Consider the following 12955-nt stretch of genomic DNA (forward strand, 5'->3'; position numbering starts at 1 on the left):
GAAAAGCAAGACTTATATAGATGAACGTTTCTTTTGAAAGGATCGCTATGTCTGATCTTATGGACAGCTTCCGCCTGGATGGCAAGGTCGCGCTCGTGACCGGCGCCACCTATGGCATCGGTATGGCCATTGCCGAGGCGCTCGGAGAGGCCGGCGCCAAGATCGCCTTTAACGCACGTCACGCCGACAAGGTCGCCGAGGCCGAGAAGCACTACCGCGAGCTGGGCTTTGAGGCTCATGGTTACGTGGCAGACGTCACCGACGAGGCCGCCGTTGCCGAGCTCATCGCCAAAATCGAGGCCGACTTTGGCACCACGCCCGACATCCTGGTCAACAATGCCGGCGTCATTCAGCGCACCCCGATGCTCGACATGAGCGCCGAGGACTTCCGCCGCGTCGTCGATATTGACCTCAACGCACCGTTTATCGTGTCCAAGGCCTGCCTGCCCGGCATGATCGCCAAGGGCCACGGCAAGATCATCAACATCTGCTCGATGATGAGCGAGCTAGGTCGCGAGACCATCGCCGGCTATGCCGCCGCCAAGGGCGGACTCAAGATGCTCACCAAGAACATCTGCTCGGAGTTTGGCGAGGCCAATATCCAGTGCAACGGCATTGGACCCGGCTACATCGCCACGCCGCAAACCGCACCCCTGCGCGAGACGCAGCCCGACGGCAGCCGCCACCCGTTTGACCAGTTCATCATTGCCAAGACGCCGGCCGCCCGTTGGGGCACGCCCGAGGATCTGAAGGGCCCCGCCGTGTTCTTGGCTTCCGATGCATCGAACTTCGTCAACGGCCACATCCTCTACGTCGACGGTGGAATCCTCGCATACATTGGAAAGCAGCCTCAATAAGCGTCGCCGCAACTGCCCATATCAGGTTTCATCCACTCGTTTTTCATTTGAGTTGCGGTGAGATAAGGATTGGTTTTGGCTTCTATCAGGCAAAACAGTCCGTATTTCACCGCAAGTTAGAAATAGAAAGGTAATTCGCAATGAAGATCGCTCTGATCAATGAGAACTCTCAGAACTCCAAGAACCCTATGATCGAGGCTGCCCTTAAGAAGGTTGTCGAGCCCATGGGGCACACCGTCTTTAACTATGGCATGTATGCCGACGCCGATTCCAAGCCCCTCACCTACGTGCAGAACGGCATCCTTGCCGCCGTGCTGCTGAACTCCGGCGCTGCCGACTACGTCGTGACCGGCTGCGGCACCGGCGAGGGCGCCATGCTCGCCTGTAACTCCTTCCCCGGCGTGCTGTGCGGCCACGTTGCCGACCCGCTCGACGCCTACACCTTTGCCCAGGTCAACGATGGCAACGCCGTTGCCATGCCCTTCGCCCTCAAGAACGGCTGGGGCCAGGAGCTCAATCTTGAGTACACCTTCGAGAAGCTCTTTGGCTTTGGTTCGGGCAACGGCTATCCTGCCGAGCGCGTTGAGCCCGAGCAGCGCAACAAGAAGATCCTCGACGGCGTGCGCGCTGTGACCATGCGTCCGCTCGTCGACGTCCTGGGCGAGATCGATCAGGACCTGGTGAAGGGCGCACTTGCCGGCGAGCACTTCCAGGAGTACTTCTTTGCCAACGCCACCGACGAGGCCATCATCGCCAAGGTCAAGGAGCTCCTGGGGCTCTAATCGCACGACTCATTGCGGCTAACGCAAGCGGCGGTCGTCCCACGTACGGGACGACCGCCGCTTTTTGCTATCTACCGACTGACGCCGCGGGGATAGGCCTCACATGCACCAAGGGGTTGACTAGAGCTCGCAGGCAATCTTGTAGCCGTCGCCGATGGCGTCGCGGATGTTGCCGCACTTGTTGGCATCACCCAACACGTGGGTGGTAACGCCGGCTGCAGCAAGGTCGTCGGCCAACTTGGTATTGGGACGATAGCCCATGGCAAGCACCAGCGTATCGGCACCGGTGATGGTGTGGACCTCGCCGTCCTTTTCGTAACTGATGGTGTCCTCTGTGATCTCGGTCACCTTGGCCTCGGTCAGCACGTGGACGCCCTTGGAGAGCATGCGCGTGATGAGCACCGCGCGACCGGCGCCACCCTCGTTGGCGGCGAGCGTCTTGGTCATCTCGATAACGGTGACATCGCGGTTGGCCGGCGAGAGGTCATTGACCAGCGGGGCCAGGTAATCTGCCGTCTCGCAGCCGACGGTGCCGCCGCCCACGACGACGATCTTCTTACCCGGGAAAGCCTTGCCACCCAGCAGGTCGTCGGCCGTCATAACCTGCTTAAAGCCCTTCATAAAGGCCGGAGCGATGGGCTCGGCGCCATAAGTCAGGACGACCTCGTAACCCGCGTAGTCACGCTGAATGTCCTCGGCAGTAAGCTCGGTGCCAAATACGCACTTCACGCCGGCCTCGGCCAGGCGACGGTACTGATACTTGATCACGCGGGTGAGCTCCTGCTTTGCCGGCGGAACGGCTGCGATGCGCATCTCGCCGCCCGGCTCATCCTGCTTATCCACGAGCACCACGTTGTGGCCGCGCTTGGCGGCAATGTAGGCTGCCTCCATGCCCGCAGGACCAGCGCCCACAACGAGCACGTTCTTGGCCTCGGCGGCAGGCTCGTAGCCGGCCTCATCGCGCTCCACGTCCGGGTTGACGGTGCAGGAGATGCGCTTGCCAAACATAATGCCGTTCAGGCAGCGCAGGCAGCCAATGCAGGGACGGATATCATCGGCGTTGCCGGCAGCGGCTTTGTTGCAGAACTCGGCATCGCACAGATTGGCGCGGCCCATCATGCATATGTCGGCAGCGCCGTCCTCGATCAGCTCCTCGGCGATCCAGGCCTCGTTGATACGTCCGACGGTGGCGACGGGAATGTTGACGTGCTTTTTGATCTCGCGCGAGCAGGCGGCATGCGAGGCCTGCTGGGTACCGGCGGCGGGAATTGCGGAGCCGCGCTTGATGGTGGTGCCGCCCGACACATGAATCATGTCGACGCCGGCCTTCTCCAGGCGACGCGAGACGTAGATCATGTCGTTGAGGGTCAGACCGCCATCGGTGTACTCATCGCCCGAGATGCGGACGTCGATGATAAAGTCCTTGCCGCAGCGCTCGCGAATCTCGGCGATGACCTCGAGCAAAAAGCGCATGCGGGCGTCGAGCGAGCCGCCGTACTCATCGGTACGCTTGTTATAGAGCGGGGTCAAGAAACCGCCGAGCATGCCGTGGGCGTGCGCCGCATGGACCTCGACGCCATCGACACCGGCCTTCTGCATACGCACGGCAGCGTCGCCAAACTGATGCGTGAGCTCGTGAATCTCGTCGACCGTGATGGGACGCGGTGCCTCACGGGCATAGGACGGTCCCACGAAGGACGGAGCGATCAGGCGCGGCGTGCCCGGAATGTTAAAGGCCATGTAGGCGGGGTGAAAGAGCTGCGGCATGATCTTGCAGCCATACTCATGCACGGCGGCGGCGAGCTTTTCCCAGCCAGGGATAAACGTGTCGTCGTAGCAGCACATGTCACCCGGCAGATAGGTATAGGTGGGCTCGACCGTCACGACCTCGGTAATGATGAGGCCCACGCCGCCCTTGGCGCGGGCACGGTAATGATCGACCAAGTCGTCGGTCACATAGCCATGATCGGCCAGGTTGGTGGACACCGGCGGCATAAAGACGCGGTTCTTGACCTCGGTCGTACCGACCTTGATCGGACTAAAGAGCATCGGGTAGGCGGAGGACTCCATACAGGGTTCCTTTCATTTGAGCCGCTCGGCGGCAGTTGCTGACGTACCTATTGTACCAGCAACCGCGCAGCACCCGACCGTGCGCGTTCCTCCAGCCTCTGCTCAACCCCAAAAAGTTGCGGTGAAATACGGAGCAATCGAGGCTTTTGACAGCCAAAACAGTCCGTATTTCACCGCAACTGATGGGTGGGATGGAGTTAGAGGCCCAGATAGGTAGTCATGCCTTCGACGGCGAGCTTGGCGCCGGCTACGGCGTGAACAACCGTCAGCGGGCCGTTGACCACGTCGCCGGCGGCAAAGACGCCAGGCACGGTGGTCATGCCGCGCTCGTCGACCGAAAGAAGGCCGCGATGGTCGGTCTCCAGACCGCCCGTCGTAAGCACAAGCTTGTCCTTGGGCACCTGCGAAGCCGCAATCACAACTGTGTCGGCAGACGCATGGTCGAGCTCTTCCTCGTAGCCCACCACATTGTTGTCCTCGTCAAAGATAGCCGTCTCGAACACCGGACCGTTATCATCGATGGCGCAGATCGCCTTGCCGCGCACAATCTCGGCACCGTCAAGCTCGGTCAGCTCGACCTCGTCGTCGATGGCCGAGATATGGCGCGAGCGTGCATACACAGTGACCTTGCGAGCACCCGAACGCAGCGCCGTGCGGGCAACATCCATGGCCACATTGCCGGCGCCGATAACCGCCACGTTCTGCCCGATTGCCACGCTCGTGGGATCGACCAGATAATCGATACCAAACAGCACGTTGCCGCGCGACTCGCCGGGAATACCCAGCTTTCGAGCTCGCCAGGTACCAGTACCGACAAAGACCGCATCGTAGCCGTCGCGCAGCAGGTCGTCGATATGCAGCGCGCCACCGATGGTGGTCGAGGGGCGCACGCGCACGCCAAGCGAGCACATCACGTGGCGATACTTTTGCACGAGCGCACGGGGCAGGCGGAACTCGGGGATACCGTACTCCAGCACACCGCCGATCTCGGGCCGCTGCTCAAATACCGTGACGGCACAGCCCAGCTGGGCCATCTTAATGGCCACGGTAATACCAGCGGGACCGGAACCGACCACAGCAATCTGTTTACCGCACGACGGTGCGGGCTTCCACTCCTTACGATCCAAATATGCCGTGGAGATATAGTTCTCGATGCTCGAGAAATGCACCGGCGCGCCCTTGCGGCCCTGGATGCACGCGCCCTCGCACTGGCCCGAATGGTTGCAAACCATGGAGCAGACCGCGCTCATGGGATTGTTCTGGAACAGTAGCTCGCCCGCCTCTTCTAGACGACGTTGTTTGAACAGGTCAATGACCTGTGGAATAGGCGTCTGAACCGGGCAGCCCTTAATCTGGCAGAACGCCCTTTTACAACCCAGGCAACGATTCGCCTCTTCGACAATGTGGATAGCCACGCAACTCCCCTTTTTAATGCAATCCAATGGGGCGACGATAAAGACCCTTCACCGCCGCCCCCATACAGGTAATCTCAATCTGCCGACACGGCAAAAGCCAATGCTATAACTCGCGATGCGAAGCCCCGCAGCGAGCGGACATGTGCTCGAGTGTCGCCAGGCAGTCAGCCGCCGTCGCCGGCACGCTGTTCTCGACCACGCAGGGAATCCCAGGGCAGGCGGCAGCCGCCCAGGCCACCACGGGCTCAAAGTCATATCGTCCCGTCTCGCCCACGCCATGACACACCAGGCGCGAACCCGTACCGTCGCACCAACCGGCTTCGTCCTCGTTATCAACGACCTCAAAATCCTTGGCGTGCAGCGCGCGGATCTTACTGCCGCATAAGTAGAGCATGCGCGCGGTGATTTCCTGCGCTTCGTCAACAACACTGGGGTGCAGCAGTGATACCGGGTCATAGATCACGCCGAGCGACGGACTCGAGACGCGCTCTAGCACCTCACGGCAGCGATCCGGCGTGTTGACCGTTTCGTTCCAACCAGGCTCGATCAAAATTTGCCCACCCACGGCCTCGGCCCGATCGCAGACGTGTGCAAGCCCGTCTGCAAACGCATCGAGTGCCTCATCGGTCATGCGGTCGTCAGCAACGCGGTTCTGTGCATTAGGGCGACCGGTCTCGGTGCCAACCGGGCATCCGCCGAGCATCTGGGCAAAGTTCAAGCATGCCTCGTACTCGGCAAAGTTATCCATGAGCTGTTGGCGATCGGGCGTCGCCAGATTCTTATAACAGCCGAGCACGGTGACCGAAACGCCCGCCTCGTCGAGCACCGCACGCAAATGGTCGGCAAGCTCGTGGGTCAGGCCGCCTCGATCGATCCCCATCGATGCGTAGAGCACCTTGCTCGGCAGTTGAATGCACGAAAAGCCCAGCTCTCCCGCCATGCGAATGCGTTCCTCGACGGTCCCCTGCGGAAGGTCGTGCAAACGTACGCCCGGAGTAATAGCCCCCACGTTATTCACATCCCTTATGAGCGTTGATGCCCGGGGTGTATCCGCCAAACGGGTCCTCGATGGAGCACACGCCCGAGGGGGCGAGCGGATCGCGCTTACCGGCCAGCTTGTCGTGATGCATGGTCTCGATATAGGCAAGCACCAGCGGCGCCACACCCTTTGCATCATTTTTGACCACGGGCTCGCTCATGTAGTAATCAAACGTGCCCTCGCGGTGCGCGGTGTTTCCCAAGCCCGCAACCAGGCAGATGTTGTCGAGCGCCAGCTGCCCGTCATACTCGGACAGGCAGGTCTCGCAGATGCCGTCGAAGGCGCGACGGCCGTACTGGTAGTAACGCTCGCCCAGCACGCCCAGACGCACGCCCTTCATGATGGCGTTGGCAAAGATGGCGCTGCCCGACTCCTCCAGGTAGTTGGGGGCGATATTGGGCAGGTTGATAACCTGGTGCCACATGCCGGTCTTCTCGTCCTGATACGGCAGCATGGCGTCGATCAGATCGTGGAACATCTTGCGGATCTCGTCCTTCTCGGCCGACATCGAAGGCGGCATAAGCTCCCAGGTGTCGATGAGCGCCATGGCAAACCAGCCCTCGGCGCGCAGCCAGAAGTTAGCCGAAAGGCCGGTGACCGGGTCGCACCAGAACTGTTTGCGGCTCGCGTCGTAAGCGTGATAGTACAGACCGTTGAGGGGGTTGCGCATCAGGTCATGCACGACCTGGAACATATGGAAGCTGTCCGAGCAGGCACGACGGTTGTGGAAGCTCAGCTCGTACTGCATGTAGAACGGCTGCGCCATGTACATGCCATCGAGCCAAATCTGGTTGGGATAGACGGCCTTGTGCCAGAACACGCCTTCTTTGGTGCGCGGCTGGGTCTCGAGCTGGCGGTAGATGGTGTCCATGGCGGCACGGTACTTGGGCTTGCCCACCAGGTCATAGAGCTTGTAGAGGGTCTTGCCCGCATTGACGTTATCGAGGTTGTACTCCTCGGGGTTGTAATGCTTTATGGTACCGTCGTCCTGGACAAAGAAATCGATGTAGTCATCGGCGAAAGTCAGGTAGCGCTGCTCACCCGTGATCTCGTACAGTTCGATGAGCGCCTTGATCATGCAGCCGTCAATATAGTTCCAGGTGTTCTCCTTGCCGGCGCGAATCTTTTCGATATTCCAAGCCGGCGCCTGCGGCGTAGAGGTTTCGATCAACTGCTCGATATAACGGTCCAGGATTTGATTGCAACCCATTGCTGTCCCCTCTGACATAAACGATAGGTGAACGTTACCCCTAGTGTAACGCGAACGAGGAATATAGGGTGAACGTTAACCCTATATTCCTCGCGAACGGCAGACTTTTAGCGGCAAACGGCGGTGAGACCCGCGGCGATGCGATGCGCCAGGCGCTCATAGCCGGCAGGACTGTAATGCAGACCGTCCGGCATATAGAGCTCGCGGTGCTCCGGCAAAAACGGGCTGATACCGCTTTGCGCATACAGGTCAATCACCGGCACGGAGTAGCGGTCGCAGACCTCGAGCATCGCTCGCACGTAGGCGACCTGCGTCAACCCCAGGTGGTTGAGCTCGTCGCTTGCCGGGATATCCTTCTCGTGCTTGCCGCTCGTCTTGCACGGCGTCATAAACACGAGCTTTGCCCGAGGCGAGCGCGCCGTGATGGTACGGATCAGGTAATCGAGTGCACCATAGAACTCATGCACGTCCGTGCTGCCGAGCTCTCCAAGCGGCACGTTGCGGCTAAAGTCGTTGACGCCGCCAAAGACGATGTAGATATCGGCCGCATCGTCGATACCGTCAAGGCGCTCGACAAACGAATCGGTACGGTCGGCCTTGATGGCGATACGCGAACCCTTGATGCCAAAGTTCTCGACGACCGCGCCTCCCAGCAACGCGCCCAAATGCGAGGTCCACGAGATGTCGTTGCCTCCCCCACCGCAGCCGTTGTCGCCCCAGGTCGTTGAGTCGCCAAAGCAGCAAATGGTCGATTCACTCAAACTCTTCGTTTCCATAATCTTCTCCTCATCCGCCCATCGGCGGTCATACAGGAACGTACCGTTTATTCGCAGCATGCCGAGGGGCTATGCACGGGCGCATTCCGCAACGTGCGAATCGAGCCATTCGATATCCTCGGCAAGATGTGTCACGCCCAGATGGTGTTCACCCGGACACACCTCGTGCCGCAGGCCATCTCTGCGACCCAGTAACTTGTAGGCATCGCGCACGATCTCGAGCTGCTCGTCAACATTTTTCAGCCCGCGCGAACCGTTCAGATGATCCTCTTCGCAGCTCTGCACCAACAGCGGGCGTGGCGCAATAAGCGAGGCAATATCGCCCATGTCGAGCAAGCGCCAAAGTCCGGGTGTGTAGTTGCAGCTGCAATTGCCGTTGAGGTGCAGCAGCGAATCATCGACACCGTACAGGTAGCCCGAGACAAACGTCTTGCATACGCGTGGGTCGAGCGCCGCCAGATACAGCGTCATGTATCCGCCGCCCGAAAAGCCAAAACAGCCCAGGTCGTCCATGGCAATGTCGCCGCGCGCCTCTAGGTAATCGATCAGACGCATGTTATCCCAGGCGTTGAGACCCGCAACGGTAAGTCCCAGCGGCTCGGCCATGCGCGCCTGGTTTAGGCACGTGCCGCGCAGAAAGCTGTTCTCGTCATCGCCCTGGCCCTTCCAGTCACGACGGTATCCCCAACCGCGTGCGTCGGGGCAGACGGTCACGTAACCCATGCGTGCCAAACGCAGACCGTAGTCGTAATTGAACTTACGCACGGCATCATCGACCGCCGGCACGCCCGCAACACCGGCTACGCTTGCAGCACCCGCTCCCTGATGGCCATGCGGGCAGATATAGCAACACTTGCGGCCGCACGCATCGAGCTTAGGCGACTGCGGCTCGAGCAGGTAGAACGGCATCCAAACGTCGCGCTCCACCTGCAGCATCGCATGGGTGCGCACGATGCCGCCGGCAACCCGCACGCGGCTGAGCTCACGAATCTCAATCGGGACGCGGTCCATAAGCGAAAGGCCCAAAACATCGTACAGACGAGTCCTGGTCGCAATCTTCCACGCCTCAAAATCTGCAGGAGTCTTGCCCGTAAAAGCAGCCGAACGTCCCTCGCGCTTCAGCCGGGCACGCAGCGCAGGCTCGTCTTCGCAGTACGTCTCGATGTGCACGGTGCGGCCATTGGCAGATAGCCCAGCCGTCTCAACCGCATCACCGTCGCCGCCCTCGGGATCCCAGCCATCCCCACCGGCAAGCACCTGCTCGCGAGCGTACCCGGCGGCAGCCATCACATCGAGTTTATTTGCCCACGGCACCCAGTCGGTAGTATCACCCGCCGGCCCATGCAGGATTGCGCCAGCATACTGCGCGCAGCTGTGCGCCGCCGGCTTATTCCAATCCCACCAGCCTTCGCGCTTGATATGTCGCCCCAGCCAGCAATCGATCAGCACAGTTTGCGCCCATTCGCGCCAAGGACGACCCAGGTAGACCGAATCCAGCGCCACGCCATCCGGAGCTGTAAACGAACAGCCGTGGAACACAAATCCGTACGGCTCGCCTTTAGGCGTGGAGGCTGCCGTTACATACCCGTTGACATCCATATCGCGATTGAGCGAGCGAATCTCGCACCCCTCAAAGTAGGCACGCGCGCCGCCAAAGATAAAGTCGACATCGCCCTCGATCCGGCAACGTCGAAAATACTGGCGCCCCACCCGGCGCGGCGCATACTGTTTGGGTCCTATAAACCCGCCCGGTTTGGCCTCATGCGGCGGCAGCGGACCCAAAAACAGTGTGTCCTGGTGCCCCTTAATGCAGCAGGCATCGACAACCAGACGGTCGCCATCGGCATACAGGGCAATCGCCTGACCGACCTCGCGCCCATCGCCCGCATCGTTTTCGATCGTGAGGTTCTCGAGCCGTACGTCGTCGGCATCGACCAAAACGGTATAGGTCCTAAACGTGCCGAGCGTGCCGTCCACGCCCGAGCCGTCCTCCGAAGGCATCTTGGCACCCAGGCTGCCCACGATACGCACGCTGTCGGCCGTCTCTCCCTCAATCGTCACATGCGAGCGATGAATCTCGACCCGCTCGCGATACTCGCCCGGATCGACGCGAATCATCACCGGTTGCTCGGCATCCGGATAGAGCTGATCGGCTGCCGCCAAGGCATCGGAAATCGTTGGATACGCTCCTGCCGCAGCCCTCGAAACGCGCAGCGTATAGATACTTTCGCTCATCGTCCATCACGCTCCCAGGAAGCGAACTGTTCAGGCCAGCCCTGAACTTGTGGCTGAATATGCTCGGCGCAGCCCTTAAATGCCGTTAGGGCCGTGGCGAGCGATGCCCCATGCTTTCCATGCGGAAAGACATGTAGGCTAAAGCCAATCCCGTGGTCGGCAAGAGCCTGCGCAAGAAGGAGGCTATTTTGAACTGGTACCGATGCATCCTCGGCGGTATGCCACAAGAACGTACGGGGGAAGCCCTCGCCCACCATATTCTCGATCGACAACTTTTGAGCCAAAGCGCCATCGGCACCCGTTAGGTGTTCAAATGAACCACGATGAGCATAGGCCCCCGAGCTTACGACCGGATAGCCCAAGCAAAGTGCGTCAGGCCGAATCGACTCAGGAGATGCCGCAATCGACTCTGCAAGCCAGGGTTGGTCCCAAAGCGCCCCGAGCAAGCCAACTAGATGCCCACCGGCCGAAAAACCCATGACCGTAATCCGATCAGGATCGACACAGTACTCTGCCGCATGGCCTCGGACGGTATCGACCGCCCGCGCGAGTTCTTGCAATGCCAGCGGATAGACAGCCGGAGCAACCGAGTAGTTCAGCACAAACGCTTGGTAGCCCATCGCCAACAAACGGAGCGCTACCGGCTCGCCTTCGCGCGGCGAAACGTGATCGTAGCCGCCTCCTGGCACGACCACAACTGCAGGCAGCGGTTTTAAAGCATAAGCATCTTCGGTCGGGGCAAAAACATAAGACGTAATCGTGGCAGACGAGCCATCGACCCCGACAGGAATCGTTTTATTGAGCATGTATTCCCTTTCACCATGATGCGTAGCGCAGCGCACACGGCCGTATCGCACAAGGGCTGCATTGCCGATTTATCCGACAATGCAGCCCTGGTCATCAACCCGAGTTAGGAACGGACAACCTTGTCGACGTTCTGGAGCTGCAGCTCCTCGCCGTCCTGGCCCTCGATCACCACATTTTGCAGGTCGAGCACCTTGACGTTTTGCGCAATGATGCCCTGACGCACCATGGGCTCAACGCCGCAGGCCATGGCCGGGACAAAGGGCTCGGCATCGTCGGCAAAGGTCACGTGAACGTCTTGGAACGTCAGACGCGTCACCTTGCTCTCGGGCAGACCCGTGATATAGGCCGCGGCAGCATGGCAGTTGGTGGCCTCGATATCGCAAAACGTCGTGGCACCAAAGCCGGGCGTGCGGTCGTCGACAGGCAGCGTCTCGCGAGACTGCACGTAATCGGTCTTGCCGTCCTTGTCGCAGAAGTAGAAGGAGTTGACCACGAAGGGCGTGAGCACCTCATCCATGCGAATGTGCTCAAAGGTAATGCCCTCGTTGACGGCATCCTTGCCGCGCCCGCGGCGGGTCTTGACGCGCAGGCCGCGGTCGGTGCGCTCAAAGAGGCACTTGCTCACGGTAAGGTCCTTGATGCCGCCGGCAGCCTCTGAACCCAGGACCACGGCGCCGTGACCATCGTGCATGTAGCAGTGAGAGATCAGCACGTCGTGCGTGGCGGGACGAAGCTCGGGCTCAATACCCAGCTTGCCGCTCTTGATGGCGATGCAGTCGTCGCCCACCGAGAACTGGCAGCCCAAGATGCGGACAAAGCCGCAGCTCTCAGGATCGAAGCCGTCGGTGTTGTGGGAGTTCTTGGGACCCTCGATGGACAGGCAGAGCGCATCGACGTGCTCGCACAGGATGGGGTGGATGTTCCACGCCGGGCTATTGCGCACGGTGAAGCCGGCCAAGCTCACGTTCTCACACTCGGATAGGAAGATCATGCGCGGGCGGGCGACCTCACGGCCCTCCTCCGGGCGAAAGATGTTCTTAAAGTCCTTGTTCCACCAGTTGTCCTCGGCAAAATCAGTCTGACCGTCGATCGCGCCGCGACCATAGATGCACACGTCGTGCACGCTCAGACCCGTAAAGGTAGAGCAGTAGGTCGAGAAGCTCTCGCCCTCCCAGCGGCCCAGGGGCAGCATATCGGTGCCGGCATACCCGGCACCCTCGTTGCCCGTGACCGTGCCCGGAATGTAGGCAAGCGAGGCACGATCGTGGCGGGCCAGCAGCACCGCTCCCTCGGCGAGCTCGATGTTGATATTGCTCTTAAGAAAGAGAGACTTGATGCGATAACTACCGGCGGGGATCAGCACGCGGCCACCCTTGGGGCAGGCCATGATGGCAGCCTGGATGTTGGTGGTGTCATCATGCTCGGCATCGCCCTTGGCGCCACAGTCGCGAACGTTGATGGTAAAGGGCTCAGCCGGCGTGGTGACACCTACGCTCAGCTCACGCTCGCCACAAACAAAACGAACCAGGTTGCGCTTGCCGGGGGTCAGGCCGTCGACATAGGTCTCGACCGTATTCGTGGTACCGGCGGGCTCGTCGTTGACAAAGATCTCCCACGTATCGGCGCAGGTAAAGTAACCGCCGTCGTCAAGCTCGATAACCGCCGCGCGCGCGTTGCGCCAGATAACGTTCGTCTCCATGGGTTTCTCCCTCAAAAAGATGCTCTAAAGGCAAATTGTACGCTGTTGAAAAAGGGCCGTGCCTG

10 protein-coding genes are annotated in these 12955 nt (G+C 60.4%); 2 read left to right on the plus strand and 8 right to left on the minus strand.

The features are described from left to right. The first annotated feature begins 47 nt into the window (after positions 1-47). Both I4W09_RS02170 and I4W09_RS02175 read left to right on the plus strand, forming a co-directional pair. Positions 48-857, plus strand: a complete 810-nt coding sequence (locus I4W09_RS02170; RefSeq protein ID WP_055309684.1) for a gluconate 5-dehydrogenase — start codon at positions 48-50, stop codon at positions 855-857. Positions 858-997: 140 nt separating this feature from the next. Beyond that, positions 998-1639, plus strand: coding sequence for an RpiB/LacA/LacB family sugar-phosphate isomerase (locus I4W09_RS02175; RefSeq protein WP_117563655.1), 642 nt, complete (start codon positions 998-1000; stop codon positions 1637-1639). 120 nt (positions 1640-1759) lie between these two features. Here I4W09_RS02175 and I4W09_RS02180 read toward each other — a convergent pair whose 3' ends face one another. The 8 genes from I4W09_RS02180 to I4W09_RS02215 form a co-directional block, all read right to left on the minus strand. Beyond that, positions 1760-3709, minus strand: coding sequence for an FAD-dependent oxidoreductase (locus I4W09_RS02180; protein WP_196031459.1), 1950 nt, complete (start codon positions 3707-3709; stop codon positions 1760-1762). A 197-nt stretch (positions 3710-3906) separates the two neighbouring features. Further along, positions 3907-5124 (minus strand): FAD-dependent oxidoreductase, encoded by a 1218-nt coding sequence (locus I4W09_RS02185; RefSeq protein ID WP_196022536.1) that lies wholly within the window; start codon positions 5122-5124, stop codon positions 3907-3909. A gap of 103 nt (positions 5125-5227) precedes the next feature. Beyond that, on the minus strand, positions 5228-6133 hold the full coding sequence (locus tag I4W09_RS02190; RefSeq protein ID WP_195520943.1) for a sugar phosphate isomerase/epimerase family protein: 906 nt from the start codon (positions 6131-6133) through the stop codon (positions 5228-5230). Position 6134: 1 nt separating this feature from the next. Next, positions 6135-7373: a glycoside hydrolase family 88/105 protein gene (locus I4W09_RS02195; RefSeq protein ID WP_229077197.1), complete on the minus strand. Its 1239-nt coding sequence runs from the start codon at positions 7371-7373 to the stop codon at positions 6135-6137. A 107-nt stretch (positions 7374-7480) separates the two neighbouring features. Beyond that, entirely contained in the window at positions 7481-8149 is a 669-nt protein-coding gene (locus I4W09_RS02200; protein ID WP_229077198.1) for an SGNH/GDSL hydrolase family protein, read from the minus strand. 69 nt (positions 8150-8218) lie between these two features. Beyond that, entirely contained in the window at positions 8219-10384 is a 2166-nt protein-coding gene (locus I4W09_RS02205; protein WP_196031460.1) for a pectinesterase family protein, read from the minus strand. Further along, a complete protein-coding gene (locus I4W09_RS02210; protein ID WP_196022533.1) occupies positions 10381-11190 on the minus strand; it encodes an alpha/beta hydrolase in 810 nt (269 codons plus the stop codon). The genes I4W09_RS02205 and I4W09_RS02210 overlap by 4 nt, the downstream gene beginning before the upstream one ends. A gap of 104 nt (positions 11191-11294) precedes the next feature. Further along, positions 11295-12890: a glycoside hydrolase family 28 protein gene (locus tag I4W09_RS02215; protein ID WP_196031462.1), complete on the minus strand. Its 1596-nt coding sequence runs from the start codon at positions 12888-12890 to the stop codon at positions 11295-11297. Positions 12891-12955 lie beyond the last annotated feature (65 nt).

Source organism: Collinsella aerofaciens (genome assembly GCF_015670795.1).
Lineage (GTDB): Bacteria > Actinomycetota > Coriobacteriia > Coriobacteriales > Coriobacteriaceae > Collinsella > Collinsella aerofaciens_Q.